Genomic DNA, 14,958 nt, shown 5'->3' with positions numbered 1-14,958 from the left:
TTTATTTGATTCATTATCATTCCACACACATTATACGTCCCTCCTACGTCATCTCGGCTACGCTAGATACAGGCTGGCTCATATAACAAGAGTTGTTTTACCTATTTCAAGAAACATTTGAGAAAGAAAAAATCAAGGAAGATATGAGGTGGTAAGGCCTCCAAATCTCCTCGCTCCTACTGTAAAAGGTTTACTAGACCTTTCTCATTCAGCCGTCCAAACGAAGATATCCGCCGAAAAGTCGTAAAGGAATAACGTAGAATAGTACAAATACAGCATACCGCATACTAGTTTACCATCAATAGCTTTTATGTCAAGCTACAAGTGACTTCACTATAAATATACTTTTACAACCAAAATCTTTAATCTAATAATCGATTTCATCTAAGCTTTGTACTAATACCTTATACATACAAAACGTTTGTAGCTATCAACTGGATCGTTTAAGGAACCTGCATCCTCGTATTAATAATATAAATCGACGTACGGTACTGAAATTTTAGAATATGCGAGTTTTAGGGATTAACTAAATTAATTACAAGTACTTTTCACCGAATTTAAAACGAATGTATTTCTTAGACTTAAAAATAGGTCAGCACTAATAAGTCAATTTCGGCTCAATAGTTCTTAACAATTGAATTGTGTCTATAATTATTATTGTTGAAGAACCAGTTATATGAACTTATCAATTCATTAATCCGTATTAAGCTAGCATTACTTATACCATCAAAACCTGGATTATTCTTAAAATCCATGTAACCATTGGTAATAGAGTTTAGTGTTGCTTGCTCATGAATATGATAGATTATTTCATCTAAAGTATTGGCTTCAAATAGGTTGTTGCCAATCTCAAGATCAAAGACCTTTGGTACACTAGTTAAATCTAAGCTATTGAAATTATTACCTTCTATAATTAAACGTTCTAAATCTGGGTTATTCGATACGTCTATTTCAGATAGTAAATTATCACTGATGTAGATATCTCTCAAGATTGTATTATTTGAAATATCAATACTACTAATTTGATTTTGATATAAATCAATTCGTTTGAGATTGGTATTTTTTGAAAGGTCAATTTCGGTTAGATTATTAGCTCCAACATTGATTTCAATTAAGCTCAGATTTAAAGAAACGTCTATATTGGAGATAGTATTATTCGATATATCCAAATGCTCTAATTTTAAATTATTTGATAGATCTATATTGCTAAGATTATTTTCGCGAGCCATCAACCCTCTTAATTCTGAATTTTTCGAAAAATCAAACGATGTAATCAGATTATCATCAACTAAAATATCTTTTATATCAGGATTTTGAGTTAAATTCAACTCAGTTAGTTGATTATTACCTAAAAAAAGAGTTGTCAATTTAGGATTGTTGCTAAGGTCTAAACTAGTTATGTCATTGTAACCAACTCCTAGAAGTTCAAGAGCAACGTTTTCAGAAGTATTCAACTCAGTTAGTTTGCCTGCATATAACATACATGATTTCAATAAAATCAATTTATCAATATTTATTGTAGATAGATTACTTACCCAATTATCCTCTTGGGTGCTAGTAAAATCCAGGAGTTCTATGGCTTCAATAGCTCCGCTAACGTTTATAGTGTAGACTTCGTTTTGAGTATAGCTGTGTGATATTGTGTTATCAATACCCGAATTAGGGATTGTGGATACATATTCATCTATGGTACCATCACCCCAGTCAACCAAATATGTAGATCCTGTAATGGATTTTATATTCAACGTTTTTGTTGTGGTACTAATTGACTCATCTACAGTTAAACTAAAGAAATCTGTATTCTCAGGAAGTGTTAAACTTAATCCTGTATATCCAAAATTAACCGAAGTATAACCGGCAGCATTGATATTTTCGATAACCGTTTCTTTTGTTTCGTTTGGCGGAACTACAAAATCAAAGGGTAATGGATTAGTTACGAATTGGGCTAAAGCTGAATTTTCTTTCGGAGCCATAGAAATCACAACATCATTAGCATCAATTACAATAAATTCTATTACCGTATAAGTGCCAGATTCTAAAGTGAATTCAGCGGTTACGTTGCTGTCACTATCTTTTTTCAATGATACCTTTTCTCTTGTAAGAATAGGATTTTCATTAACATCATTTAAACTCAAAAGAGCAAATGCTGGTTCCTGATTTTTTTTGTTTCCGACGGATAGATTTTTTGCTGTTAATTTTTTTAAATCAATACGAAATACTTGCTTTCCTTCTACTTGCTTTCCTTCTATAGGTATTGTTGGTTCGTCATTGTCTGGAGAACACGAGAGAACAAAAAAGGACAAAAAAAGGATGTGAAAGATTTTATTCATAATATAAATCGAGTTTAAAAAAAATAATTGCTAATCACTTGCGTGAAACTAATAACAATGTACACTAGCAAAATACATTTTTGGTAATTCCATTCCATAGCTTATTCCACCACCACAAAAGAAATCACCAACTATTATTTTTGTTTTATTCTGCAGTTTTGAAATTGCATGGCAATTTTCATCTTGTAAAGAAACTATTTTATTTTCTGTAAGCAAAGAAATTTAAAGATATATACCCAGTCCATACATGTACTCATTTCTTGTTATTGTTTAAGCAATCGTGAATCTCATGTTGATGATTTGGGTAACTCCTTATCTCATTTATTGTACAGGCTTGTTATTAATTACAGTTCGGGAGGCAGGTTTTTTTCAAACAAATCCGTAACTAAATACTGAAGTGAATCCGGAGTAACTTCTCTAAAATATCTCAATAAGTCTTGGGTGGTTGCATATCTATCTGTATTCCTTTTTAATTTACCGTTTGTGGTATTCCAATCTTCTAGAAAACGTCTTAGTGCTGTATTCACATTCTCCTCTCCTATCGCTTTTTGAAATTGATACATGTTGATAGCACCTTTAGCGTAATAGACATAATCATGGTTTTCTACTAAAGCAAGAGATGGTTCGTTTGCTGATTCTTTATTTTTGCCTTCCTTATAATCTTCCATTTGAATTTCTAAGAATTGAAGTAGCTTCTCTTCAGAATATTTCTTTCCTAAAACCATCATCGCTGCATATTGTGACAAGGTCTCCAAAATAAAGTATTGTCCTTTTACATTGGCTGCTTCTACTTGCATGCCAAACCATTGATGTGCAATTTCATGAGCGGTTATATAAAATGCCATATCTACATCTTTTTCATCATCAATGTCTAAAACAAAACCTATAGCTTCAGAAAAAGGAATGGTTTCAGGAAACGATTGTGCAAATTGTGCATAACGTGGAAACTCCATAATACGTAATTGCTCATATTGGTAAGGACTAAAGTTTTTACTGAAATAATCCAATGAAGTTTTCATAGAAAGCATCATTCTATCAATATTATAATCATGTTCTTTATGATAGAAAATTTCTAGATTTACAGGCGTTGCATTTGAATCTTGACTTGCAATCCACTTGTCTTTTTTAATTTCATATTCGGCTGAAACTATAGCGTAAAAATTAATCATTGATTTATTCATTTTATAATGAAAATAATTACGATTATTTTCTGACCAATTTCTCAATAAATTTCCGGGAACTATGGCTGTTTGATCTTTTGATGTACCAATAATCATTTCAAAATTGATACCATCAGAATCACTACCTGATCTTGCGTTTACGAGTTCGTTACTATCTTCTTGATCAGCCCTCTTATAACGAACAGGTAAATTATAGTCTTTACGTTCGTCTTCATCATTGAGTTCATATTTTTTAGTATATCCTATGGTTGGTAACTCTGAATTATTAAAAAAGGTTCCGTTTTTATTAATGTTCACATTTGAGTTTCCGACTTCAAAACCTTTAGTAGTAAATCGTTGTTTGAAATACATTTTTACAGAATCTCCAGGTTTTAAGGCTGTATCTAGATTGAAAATAGAATAATCAAACTTTTTATATCGGTTATCAACTGTAAATCTGCCTTCAAAAGAAATAGTATCTAAGGTAACATTCTCTTCAAGACGTTTTTGAATGTGAATGGCTGTAATGTTCTCTATTGTTGAGTTTTTCAATATATAATAGCCTTCTACTGTATAATCCCTTGTAGTTGGATATAGTTCTAATTGCAAATTGACATCGACTAATTTTGGCTGTGGGAGATATTCAAATTGCTTGAGTTCTTTTTCATAGGCGACTCTAAATTCAGTCGCTTCAGAATCTGTCCAATACGTGTTTAAAATATTAGTATTGTAAAAGATAAAACATCCTGTAGTTATGAATAGTAAACAAACAATACCCGTAAGTTTAAAAAGTGGTTTGCTTACACTGTATTTACTAGTTTTTATACGCGTTACCAAGTTTGTTTCAGTACCTCTCACATGTACTAAAGAGCCAAAAATTAATAACAGCAATCCGAAGAGAAACCAGTATGATTTAATTAATAAATATGGCTTTAAAAAATGGCCATAACCGTTCATATCAGAATAGGCACCTAAAGCACTACCTCCAAAAAAATATAAATCATGGTCAAATCCAACTAAACCCAAAGCAACATTGGCTATGAAAAACACAATGACCAACATAATGCCAACAAACTTATGGTTTACAACCGATTGAATAAAAAATGCAACACAGGTATACAATGCTAAAAATGGAAAAATCTCCAGAAAGAAACCATAAAAATAGACTTGGAATTCATACTTATAATACCCACTAAATGTTTGAAATATAATTCCTGAACTTATTAAGGCAAGCATTAATACCAGATAAACTAAGTTTAAGCCAATATACTTACCCAACAGTTTTATAAAACTAGACATTGGTGTAGCGTCATAAATTAGTGCTAGTTGAGCACTTCTTTCTTTCCAAACCAATTCTCCTGAATAAAAAACTAAAATAATAATAAAGAAATAAATAGAGGTTTCTTTAAGTTCTTCAACAATAAAATAGGTTGCAGGATAACTATCAACACCATAAACAGTTCCAAGATTTACAGAATTGATAAGGATGATAATCATTCCACAAATAACGATGCCCCAAAATGATGGCTGCTTACAAATACTTATAAAATAAAACCAAGAGAATTGTTTTAATTGGTTCCATTTAGATAGTAAACCATATTCCTTTTTAGTTTTAGGCAGTACTGTATTATTGACTGCATTGGTTCTATTCACAACCACTTTTTGTAGTTGCTTTCTCTTAGTTTTCTTTTCTTTAACCACATTAAAATTGAATTTTTTGTACCCATACAGTAACGCTAGAATCCCAAGAGAAGACCAGAACAGCTTGTTATAAAACAAGACTCCAAATAATGGAACTTCTTGTGTACTCTTTTCTAATAAAGACCAAGATTTTGTTGCAAAAGTGGTAGTTGTTAGCGAAAATGGATCAAGGATGGCTTGCCAAAACTCATTAGTAATGGCTTTGGTTAGCATAAAAACCACAAACAAAATAATTCCTTGTGTATATACAACCACTAAGTTTCTACTTAAAGCACCCGTAACAAAAAAGAGTGCTGCTCCAAAAAACAAGGTTGGTAAGGTTACCATTAAAAATGTCTTTACATAAAGTAATGCATTAAACGCTACTAACTCATCTGGGCTATTCCATGGCATAAACTCTCCCAACATCATCCCAAATAAAATACCTGTAAAAGCAAAAAATAATACAGTAAACGATCCTAAGAATCTACCTAATAAATAATCTTTTTTAGTGATTGGTGTAGAAAACATCAAGGATTCTATAGTATACTCAAAATCTCTTAACACAGAAACGCCCATAATCATTGACGCTAAAATCATGAAAATACCTGTAATTGCTCCCATAGTCTTCATAATGACTATTGGTGAGTTCTTTTTCATGAACCCCATTTCAGCGCCTTGAAAAATAAAGTCTACTCCAACAATAGAAAATAGAAATAGAAACAAAAAAAACACATACGTATCTGGTCGTTTAATACGATACTGTAATTCAAACTTAAAAATATTGTACCACATACTTAGTTAGATTTAGAGTTTGTCTTATTGAATATCTCAGAGAAATAAACATCTTCTAGTTCGGCATTTATAAGAGAAAAACCATCTCCGGGATTAGTATCACTCAAAACATGAATGGTTGGTTTACCAAGAAATAATTTTTCACTAATCACCTGATAATTTTCCTTATAAAGTTTTAATTCTTCTTTGGCTATTGTCTTTTTATAGACTTTCCCTTTCATGTTCTCAAGGATTTCCAAGGGATTTCCCTTTAAGCTAACTTGTCCTTGATTGATAATCGCCATGTTTGTACATAGTTCTTTAACATCATCAACAATATGTGTAGATAATATGACAACGGTTTGCTCTCCCAATTCACTGAGCACATTATAGAACCTGTTGCGTTCTAAAGGATCCAAGCCTGCAGTAGGTTCATCTACAATAAGTAGTTTCGGATTATTAAGTAAAGCTTGTGCAATACCAAAACGCTGTTTCATGCCTCCGGAATAGCCTTTTAGGTTTTGTTTTCTTACGTCATACAAATTAGTTTTATGCAAAAGTGCTTTTACTAATTCTTGACGCTCTTTTTTATGTACGATTCCTTTTAGTACGGCAAAATGATTGAGCAATATTTCGGCAGATATTTTAGGATACAAACCAAATTGTTGCGGTAAGTATCCTAATACCTTTCGCAACTCATTTTTTTGATTTAATATATCTATATCTCCAAGCGTAATGGATCCTGCATCTGCTTCTTGTAAGGTGGCGATGGTTCTCATTAAAGTAGATTTCCCTGCACCATTTGGGCCTAATAACCCGAACATTCCGGTTGGGATCTCTAGAGAAATGTTTTGTAATGCCTTAACACCGTTTGAATACGTTTTAGATAAATTGTCAATAATGAGTTTCATATTGTTCATTTTTTGATTGATTGACACAAACTTATCTGTGGATTTTGGGTCTAAAAAATGTTAGTGACACAAATAAATCTATCTGGGATATACAGATAATTCTTTGTTATGAAGCCATCTTACAACACCTTTGTTATAGTTTATCACTAATTACATACTGTTGGTCAACTAATTTGTAAGAGGAGATTTAATTGACTAGTATTGATATATGAAATTGAAAATATCAGATAAAAAAAGGAAATTTATAAATCGTATTTATAAACTAACACTTGTATTTATAGGTCTAGTCATTGTCGTTTTTAATGACACTTTTGGTAAATTGGAAGGATTTGTAGAATTTATTGTATTCTATTTTATAATTGTTTTTATAACAATTGCACATTGGTTATTTAAACAAATCAAATCAATCATTAAGCTAAAGAATGAAAAAGCAAAAACAGAGTTAATGCATTTAAAAAGTCAAGTCAATCCTCATTTCTTTTTTAATATGCTTAACAACCTTTATGGCTTGGTAGATAAAGATGCAAAGAAAGCGCAAGAATTAATTTTGCAATTATCTGATATGATGCGATACAGTATTTATGAGGGTGAAAAAGAAACTGTTTTACTTTCTGAAGAAGTAACCTATTTAGAAAACTATATAGAACTCCATAAAATGCGGTATCTCAAAACAATTGATATACAATTCAATATTGAAATGAAGGATAATGATTATGAAATAATGCCACTTCTCTTTATTATTCTTTTAGAAAATGCATTTAAACATGGCGTAGAAAATTTAAGGAAGAATGCTTATGTTCATATACATTTACTTGCTCAAAATAATAAAGTTAGTTTTGAAATAGAAAATAACTTTGATTCTTCTGAAGACAAACATGAAAAAGGTATTGGTTTAAATAATTTAAAACGTAGGTTAGAGTTGGTATATCCAAAAAATCATAAATTAATATTTTCTAAAACGGATACTATGTATAAAGCTAAATTGAATATTACCTTATAATGATTACATATATAATTATTGATGACGAACATATAGCACATGATATTATAAAAGGGTATTGTGATATGCTACCAAATTTAGAATTTAAAGCGAATTGCTATGATGCTATAGAAGCTATAGACTATTTAAACAAACATGAAGTAGATCTCATTTTTTTAGATTTAAACATGCCTAAATTAAAAGGTTTTGAATTTTTAAGAACGCTAACCTCTCCGCCAAAAGTTGTTGTAACTACAGCATATAGCGAATTCGCAATAGAAGGTTATGAATTAAATGTTATCGATTATTTATTAAAGCCTTTTAGTTTTGAGCGCTTTTTGAGCGCTATAAATAAAGCAACCACTTCTAATACCAAAATAATTGAAAAAGAGAATAAAGGAAACATAAAGCCCGAAGAGAAGTATATTTTTCTAAAACAAAATAATAGTCATATTCAGGTTGATTTGAATAGTATACTATTTATTGAAGCTTCTGGAAATTACACCAAAGTTGTTACTCTTAAAGACACTATAACTATCCGTGAAAAAATATCTGATACAATACAAATGCTATCTGATAATGATTTTATTCAGGTTCATAAATCGTTTGCAGTTGCAAAGAAGCATATAAATAGTATTGAAGGAAATAGAATTTATATTCAAGATCATGTTGTGCCCATAGGAAAACTGTATAAAACAAATATCAATCAACTTTTTAAATAAACTTGAATTGAGCAAAATTATTCCATTCCGCTCACATTAAGCTTCCCTCCTACGTCATCTCGACTTCGCTCGATACAGGCTCGCATAAAAAGTGTTACATTGACATCATAGGAAAATTTTTAGAATAATTTTTTTTGGAGATTTGAACTTTTAAATAACAATGAAATCTATTTATACATTTCTACTCTAAATTCTCCATTTGAAGTTGCTACACCCCTATACATGCCTCTAGTGTTGAACATCATGATATACTTGCCCTGTTTATCTACCGAAATAAAACCGCCTTTCCCTTTCATATTTGACAGCTTCTTTAAAATTTCTCTGCCTGACTTTTCTAAGGCATAATTTTTATATTCCATGAGTGATGCAATATCCCTGGCTATAGTACCTTTTAAAAAAAACTCTCCATTTCCTGTACAGGACACGGCACAAGATTTATTACTAGCATATGTTCCGGCACCAATTATGGGGGAATCACCAATTCTACCAAACTTCTTATTAGTTAGACCTCCGGTTGATGTGCCTGCTGCCAGGTCGCCATGTTTATCTAAAACCACACAACCTACTGTTCCAAATTTTTTACTGTCTCGTAAATCCTCATTAATTTGGTCAGTATCCTCACTATGGTCTAGCTCAATGATATCTTTTTTCAAAGCTCTTTGGTATTGTTTCCAACGGTATTCAGAATAGAAGTAGGTACTATCTGCATAGGTAGCTCCTTTATTTAAACAAAATTCCTGACCTCTTTCACCATATAAAAAGGCATGTTTTGTACTATCTTTTACAATTTTAGCTCCTTCAATCGGATTTTTTAAGTTGGTAAATCCTGCAACTGCCCCAAACGATAAATCTCTTCCATCCATTATTGAAGCGTCCATTTCCTGAAAACCCTGATTGTTAAATACAGAACCTTTCCCTGCGTTAAAAAGAGGTGAGTCTTCTAAAATTTTTATAACTATCTCTACCGTTTCTATAGCTGTACCACCTTTTTCCAGGTGCTCTTTACCCATTTTTAGAGCTTGGGATAGTAACGCTTTATATGCTGTTTCTTGTTCTTGGGTAAGATTTTCTTTTTTGATAGTACCGGCTCCACCGTGAATAACAATGGTATAGGGGTGTGCTTCGACTCTTGGTGCATTGGTGTTCTCCATCATTGAAACGGATAAAAATATAATTGTAACTAGTATGATTGATTTTATCATCGGTTTAATTGAATTGTAATTTAATTACGGTAGCCTCATTCATATTCAAAACTTCTAAGAAATTCATTCGGTCATAGGTCTCCAAAATTGGGAATGCCCCAACAATGAGTATTTTTTTATTTGCCAACACACCTCTAATTAAACATAAAAGCTCGTACTGTCCGGCAGACAATGAAGAACCATTCTCTCCGATGGTATCATCTAATGCTAAGGTCGAAATATCACCAAAACTGGATTGACACGATAGAAAGAAATTTTTGACATCGTCTTTGATTTTGTTTGACCTATAGGCGGTAATAGTCTCATATACTGTTCTACCAATCAAAGGAATTTCTTTGGAACAAAAAGAGATATTGTCACGTAACGATACTGGCGAAAACTCTTTGATATTGTTAGTATTAATTTTTATTTCACCGTCATAGGTATCATCCAGTCTTGCCATCGCAGAAATGATATATTTTTCCTCAATGCCTTTGGGCATTACCAGTGAACTGAACTCCATTTTTTTTGAAGTAAAATTAATGGGATCACATTCTTTAAATTTTACATTGTCAAAAACTACCCTCGGGTTTTTGACTTTTAGCGTTTTACCAAGGTTTATTTCTTCTTTCTCTATGTCAATGATGTTGTTCAACTTGTTTAGTGAAATGTTTCCCAGTTTGTAAACCTTTTCCAGTGAAAATAAGCGTCTCATAACCGGTAAAATAGTAATATAAAGAAGGATAAAACTAATGAGTTCTCCGCCGTGTTTTTGTGGGTTGATTTCATTGAGATCTACATAGAAAATATATAAGACTACGCTTAAAATAGCATATTGTGCAAACGAAATAAACCCGGCATTTAAAACGGACCATTTGTTGAACTTAAATGCAGCATCCATAATCCCTTTGGATTTTTTCCTGTATTTCTTAAGTTCAATTCGTTGTTTATTGTTTATAACTACGGTACTTATGCTATTTAATGTTCTGCTAACCAGTGATAATTGTCCTGATGTTTTGTCTCGTTTTCTTAAAGAGTAGGTTTCAACTTTTTTATTTAGAAAGCGTATAACTATATAAAAAACAAGCGATAACACTACAATAGCAATGGCGCCTTTGTCATTTAAATGATACAACCAAGCAAGCGCAAAAATTATCATAAATCCATCAACAATGGCGCTTATTGTTCCTTTTAAATATAACCTTTTCAGGCTGTTTATATCTCCCGAATATCTTAATAAAAATTTACCGATTCCCTTCTGCTTATATACAGAATTAATAATTTGTAATTGATGTGAAAACAAAAAATCCTTAACGTTTTTGACAAAAATTTCACCTTCAACACGCAAAAAATATTGGTGTATAAAATACGAGATATATCTAATGATTATCAGAAAAAGAAAAACCAACAAAAATTTTGGAATTGTGTTCCACATAGTAACCGGAACGACCCCTATTAACTTTAATCGATAGGCCTCAAAATTAAACGCAAGCTGATAATACCTCCCAATACTCACCGGAATTATAATGGTGAATACATTGGAAATCATACCTGTAAGAATAATCCAGAATGTTCTTGATTTTCTTTGAAGTATAAATTGTTTAATCAGATGCTTATTTGACTCAAAAATCATTCTACGCTAATTAATTCTTTTATGTTTGGAAAGACACTACTAAATGAAATTTTGTTTGTAAAATCATCCAATGTAAAAACGGGTATATCGGTTTCATTTCTTACCTCATTTACCATTAAGGGACTTGCAGTAAACATACCACTAAGTAGCATCGGCTTTTGATTTATTTTAGTTAACTTATCTATACCGCTATTAACAGACAGACTATCTGCACACGAAAGTAATACACCATCCATCAAATTCATAAAAGGTTTATGATTAATCAACGATTTTGTTTCACGTTGTAGTAAACCATCCGCTATTTCTATAACCACAACATCCGGATTAATTCTTTCTACTCTGTCCAACAAGGTTTCTAATATATCGAGAATTTCATTAGTACTATGTAAAAATGTGGATGGATACCCGCAATAGGAAAAATCTACAGCTGTTCTTGCACCACAATCTCTTACGATACTACAATCTTTAGTAAACACCGTACCTGTAAGTTTTATAAAAGCTACCTTTTTTTTCTGCATCATAAAACCTCTGGATAAGAACGCAGCGGTTGTGGTTTTGCCACTATCCATACTTGCCCCAACAGAAAGATACATTTCGTACGGTCTCTTTATTGGGTTAAACTGTATTCTTTCTACACCGTTATATATCGTATTAATTACTTTATTTTCATCATCTACAGCATACCCAATAAGTTTTAGTTGTGTTGGACCAATATCTTCAAACTTTGCATGTAAACTTTCTAAAACTCCTACAACTCCACCTTGTCCCAATAATTGATATTTGGTATAGTACTTCGTTGGCACATAGCCTTCAAACTGAGCAGATGCGTAGCGTGTGCCAAAAGTTGCCAATATTTTATCTCCCGGAAATATATACGTATTGTTCCCATTTTCTCCTTGCACAGCCTTATGTTTTCCTATTGACAAAACTTGAAAAACTGCTACGTCTCCTGATTTAGGCACATAGAATCTGCGCATTTTTCTGTTAATCTTGAAATTATCAATATTTTGGGTGATAATGCTCTTCTTAATTGCTTTCATAATTTGGTTAATTTTAGAGTTTGTAATTACAAGAAATACCTATAACTGAAAAGTCATAAAAAGCTCTTCTTATTTTATTAGAATTTGGGTTAAGACTATTAATATCTCTACTACCGAAAAGATTAGAATTGAATTCTTTTTGCATTTGATAGTAGATAGAAAAATTAAATTTTTTAGAAGGATAAAACTTGATACCTGCTTTCAGTCTGTAAGCATGCAACCCATTTGGGGAAACTGATTCAGTTTTATTTCCGTCAGCATCATAGTATTGTAAATCTCTACCATTGGCATACCAATAAAGTTTCTGAGTAGCAAAAGGCCGAAGTCGCCAAGGCAGTTTAGTGTTTCTATAAAATAGATCCAATCTATAGTAATAGCGTTGCTGAAATTTGGAACGTTGAGTAAAGTGATGTTCAACCGTGAACGAATTTTTCATTCTTATACGCTTACTTACCTTAGTGCTTAATTTAATATCTGCGGATATTCTGTGGTAAATCAATTGATTTCCTTCGACACCATCCAGAGAAAAAGTAGGTGTATAGCTAAGCGCTGCATCCCAATTTTTATTGATTTCATAGTTTATTTCTAAATCTGGCTGAATAAAATTAAATCTACGCTCTGCAATACTTAAGGAGTTTATTTGATAGTAACTGACTCGGAACTTATCGTCTAATTTTTTACTTAAACCAATTGTGGTCCATAGCATGGTATTATCGGTTTCCGTAATTTGGGCGTTCATAGTACATCCTAATACAAGGAAAACACAGAAATAAATAGATTTCATATAAAGATTTGGATTTGAAATTATAATAGCAAATTGGTTAAGTATAGTTATATAACAACTTACCTTATAAAAGTGACCCCTCTTATATGATGTTTTCTGTTATTATAATAAATAACATTAGAGGTAGCAGTTTAATTTTAAATAAATAATTACCTATATATCAGTTGGTTGAATTTATATTTTTAGCTTTACGAATGATCTTAAGTTTCTTATAATCCGGTTCTCATCTTACTCACATGATGCTTCCCTCCTACAATTTGAAAGACTCTGTGACCTCCTCGTCGTATAAACAGTGATTACCCACGTACATTATTGCAATAAATGAAGGCTCATGAATTTTGTAAAGATGATTTGGCTGGCGCTTTATGTTACAGAATGTTGAATTCGCAATTCTTAGGGGTTGGCTCGGATAGTAATAAATGCTTTGAATAATTTCATTTGTCACATATTTCGACCAAAGCTTACTGAAGTCGTTACCAAAATAGAGGTTCTATTTTATATGATTTAGCAACAGTTTTTATTTTCTTGAATGGGCGGACAGGCTACAGTTCCATAAGAACAAAATACACAACAATCACCTTTCTTTGGTATTATTACTTCTTTGCACTTTTCACAATCGTAAAAAAATTGACAAGCTGTGGTTGGCATTTTTTCCTCCTTCTTATGACCACATTTAGGACAGGTAATTGTGGATTTAAATAGTACTTCCATTAGTCTATAATTTTATATCCGGTTTTTCCAATGGCGACTTCGATTTCTTTATTGGTAACTTTTGTATTATCATATTTCACAACGGTATTCCCTTTTTTGTAGGTAGCTTTAACTTCTAATATTCCGTTAAGCTTATATACTTCACTTTCGATATGTGCTTCACACCCACCACAAGTCATTCCTTTAATCGTAAATTCAACCTTGCTAATATTTGATTCCTTTACAGCTAGGATTTCATTGTTTATACTTGGATAAAAAATTTGAGAGTAATATGGGAATGCCAGCATTAACCCTGCAAACAGAGTGACCAACAACAGAAACTTTTTAGAATGAAAAAATGTTGGCGCACCATCTTCACATTCACAATCAATATTTCCTTTTTTACGCTTCAATTTTGGATACCAAGCACTTGCTAATAGTAAGATCGTTATAGTAATTAAGTAAGGTCTAAACGGTTCAATCCAAGAAAACGTTGATGCTATTACACTTGTTCCTGCTATCAAGGCTAAAACAGGTGCAATACAACATAATGAAGCGGCTATTGCAGTAATAATCGTTGTTCCTACTAACTTCTTTTTTGAACTCATAATGAACCTTCTAAAACGTTACTGTTATCTAGTATTTTAAAAAATGGGGTTAACAAAGATTGTTTGTTTTCTGTAACAGAATAAAAAATTGTTTGCGCTTCCCTTTTAGAATAAATAAGGTTTCTATCCTTAAGCTTTCTCAAATGCTGAGAAATAGCTGAAATATTCATTTCTAAAATGTCGCTTAAATCACAGACACATAATCGACCTTCTTTATTGAGTAAATACAATAGTTTTAATCTAACCGAATTTCCTGTTAAGCTTAAAATACTCGATAGGTCATCAAAAGAGGTATCTAATTTTTGTACCACTTCTTTACAGTCCATTATTTGTTTTGCATCGGCTTCTAACCTTATGCACATATCGTTTTTCATAATTCGAATATATTATTATTTTCTTATTTAAGCAAATGCTAAAATATAAACCTTAAATCGACCTTTCATGCTAAGTTAACCGCCGATACGTC

General features: G+C 31.8%; 12 protein-coding genes. 2 read left to right on the top strand and 10 right to left on the bottom strand.

Annotated elements, in window-relative coordinates:
• Window positions 1-617: 617 nt before the first annotated feature.
• From ACJRPK_RS06210 to ACJRPK_RS06200, 3 genes are all read right to left on the bottom strand, one after another.
• Window positions 618-2,330: a leucine-rich repeat domain-containing protein gene (locus ACJRPK_RS06210; RefSeq protein WP_407139017.1), complete on the bottom strand. Its 1,713-nt coding sequence runs from the start codon at window positions 2,328-2,330 to the stop codon at window positions 618-620.
• Window positions 2,331-2,674: 344 nt separating this feature from the next.
• Window positions 2,675-5,965 carry a M1 family aminopeptidase gene (locus ACJRPK_RS06205; protein ID WP_407139015.1) on the bottom strand — a complete coding sequence of 1,097 codons (3,291 nt, stop codon included), beginning with the start codon at window positions 5,963-5,965 and terminating at the stop codon, window positions 2,675-2,677.
• Between the two features lie 2 nt (window positions 5,966-5,967).
• On the bottom strand, window positions 5,968-6,855 hold the full coding sequence (locus tag ACJRPK_RS06200; protein WP_407139013.1) for an ABC transporter ATP-binding protein: 888 nt from the start codon (window positions 6,853-6,855) through the stop codon (window positions 5,968-5,970).
• A gap of 208 nt (window positions 6,856-7,063) precedes the next feature.
• Here ACJRPK_RS06200 and ACJRPK_RS06195 point away from each other — a divergent pair, with 208 nt between their 5' ends.
• Together ACJRPK_RS06195 and ACJRPK_RS06190 are read left to right on the top strand one after the other, a co-directional pair.
• Window positions 7,064-7,855, top strand: coding sequence for a sensor histidine kinase (locus ACJRPK_RS06195; RefSeq protein WP_407139012.1), 792 nt, complete (start codon window positions 7,064-7,066; stop codon window positions 7,853-7,855).
• A complete protein-coding gene (locus ACJRPK_RS06190) occupies window positions 7,855-8,556 on the top strand; it encodes a LytR/AlgR family response regulator transcription factor (protein ID WP_407139010.1) in 702 nt (233 codons plus the stop codon). Before ACJRPK_RS06195 ends, ACJRPK_RS06190 begins: the two co-directional genes overlap by 1 nt.
• 167 nt (window positions 8,557-8,723) lie before the next feature.
• Here ACJRPK_RS06190 and ACJRPK_RS06185 read toward each other — a convergent pair whose 3' ends face one another.
• The 7 genes from ACJRPK_RS06185 to ACJRPK_RS06155 all read right to left on the bottom strand — a co-directional run bounded on the left by ACJRPK_RS06185 (window position 8,724) and on the right by ACJRPK_RS06155 (window position 14,866).
• Entirely contained in the window at window positions 8,724-9,758 is a 1,035-nt protein-coding gene (locus ACJRPK_RS06185; protein WP_407139009.1) for an isoaspartyl peptidase/L-asparaginase family protein, read from the bottom strand.
• Between the two features lie 4 nt (window positions 9,759-9,762).
• Window positions 9,763-11,370 (bottom strand): ABC transporter transmembrane domain-containing protein, encoded by a 1,608-nt coding sequence (locus ACJRPK_RS06180; protein WP_407139008.1) that lies wholly within the window; start codon window positions 11,368-11,370, stop codon window positions 9,763-9,765.
• Window positions 11,367-12,410: a hypothetical protein gene (locus ACJRPK_RS06175; RefSeq protein WP_407139006.1), complete on the bottom strand. Its 1,044-nt coding sequence runs from the start codon at window positions 12,408-12,410 to the stop codon at window positions 11,367-11,369. The genes ACJRPK_RS06180 and ACJRPK_RS06175 overlap by 4 nt, the downstream gene beginning before the upstream one ends.
• 13 nt (window positions 12,411-12,423) lie before the next feature.
• Window positions 12,424-13,194 carry a DUF2490 domain-containing protein gene (locus ACJRPK_RS06170; protein WP_407139004.1) on the bottom strand — a complete coding sequence of 257 codons (771 nt, stop codon included), beginning with the start codon at window positions 13,192-13,194 and terminating at the stop codon, window positions 12,424-12,426.
• Window positions 13,195-13,698: 504 nt separating this feature from the next.
• A complete protein-coding gene (locus ACJRPK_RS06165; protein ID WP_407139003.1) occupies window positions 13,699-13,905 on the bottom strand; it encodes a GDCCVxC domain-containing (seleno)protein in 207 nt (68 codons plus the stop codon).
• A complete protein-coding gene (merTP, locus tag ACJRPK_RS06160) occupies window positions 13,905-14,492 on the bottom strand; it encodes a mercuric transport protein MerTP (RefSeq protein ID WP_407139001.1) in 588 nt (195 codons plus the stop codon). Before merTP ends, ACJRPK_RS06165 begins: the two co-directional genes overlap by 1 nt.
• Complete coding sequence (locus ACJRPK_RS06155; RefSeq protein WP_407138999.1) at window positions 14,489-14,866, bottom strand: ArsR/SmtB family transcription factor; 378 nt, start codon at window positions 14,864-14,866, stop codon at window positions 14,489-14,491. The genes merTP and ACJRPK_RS06155 overlap by 4 nt, the downstream gene beginning before the upstream one ends.
• Window positions 14,867-14,958: the final 92 nt, after the last annotated feature.

This window comes from Aquimarina sp. 2-A2 (assembly GCF_045505135.1).
Classification (GTDB): domain Bacteria; phylum Bacteroidota; class Bacteroidia; order Flavobacteriales; family Flavobacteriaceae; genus Aquimarina; species Aquimarina intermedia.
The sequence above is the reverse complement of the archived record's forward strand: the minus strand, read 5'-3'. Positions and strand labels throughout refer to the sequence as shown.

Excerpts from the sequence above, each read along its gene's own strand:
- ACJRPK_RS06210 (WP_407139017.1), bottom strand. The coding sequence starts at position 2,330 with ATGAATAAAATCTTTCACATCCTTTTTTTGTCCTTTTTTGTTCTCTCG.
- ACJRPK_RS06205 (WP_407139015.1), bottom strand. The coding sequence starts at position 5,965 with ATGTGGTACAATATTTTTAAGTTTGAATTACAGTATCGTATTAAACGA.
- ACJRPK_RS06200 (WP_407139013.1), bottom strand. The coding sequence starts at position 6,855 with ATGAAACTCATTATTGACAATTTATCTAAAACGTATTCAAACGGTGTT.
- ACJRPK_RS06195 (WP_407139012.1), top strand. The coding sequence starts at position 7,064 with ATGAAATTGAAAATATCAGATAAAAAAAGGAAATTTATAAATCGTATT.
- ACJRPK_RS06190 (WP_407139010.1), top strand. The coding sequence starts at position 7,855 with ATGATTACATATATAATTATTGATGACGAACATATAGCACATGATATT.
- ACJRPK_RS06185 (WP_407139009.1), bottom strand. The coding sequence starts at position 9,758 with ATGATAAAATCAATCATACTAGTTACAATTATATTTTTATCCGTTTCA.
- ACJRPK_RS06180 (WP_407139008.1), bottom strand. The coding sequence starts at position 11,370 with ATGATTTTTGAGTCAAATAAGCATCTGATTAAACAATTTATACTTCAA.
- ACJRPK_RS06175 (WP_407139006.1), bottom strand. The coding sequence starts at position 12,410 with ATGAAAGCAATTAAGAAGAGCATTATCACCCAAAATATTGATAATTTC.
- ACJRPK_RS06170 (WP_407139004.1), bottom strand. The coding sequence starts at position 13,194 with ATGAAATCTATTTATTTCTGTGTTTTCCTTGTATTAGGATGTACTATG.
- ACJRPK_RS06165 (WP_407139003.1), bottom strand. The coding sequence starts at position 13,905 with ATGGAAGTACTATTTAAATCCACAATTACCTGTCCTAAATGTGGTCAT.
- merTP (WP_407139001.1), bottom strand. The coding sequence starts at position 14,492 with ATGAGTTCAAAAAAGAAGTTAGTAGGAACAACGATTATTACTGCAATA.
- ACJRPK_RS06155 (WP_407138999.1), bottom strand. The coding sequence starts at position 14,866 with ATGAAAAACGATATGTGCATAAGGTTAGAAGCCGATGCAAAACAAATA.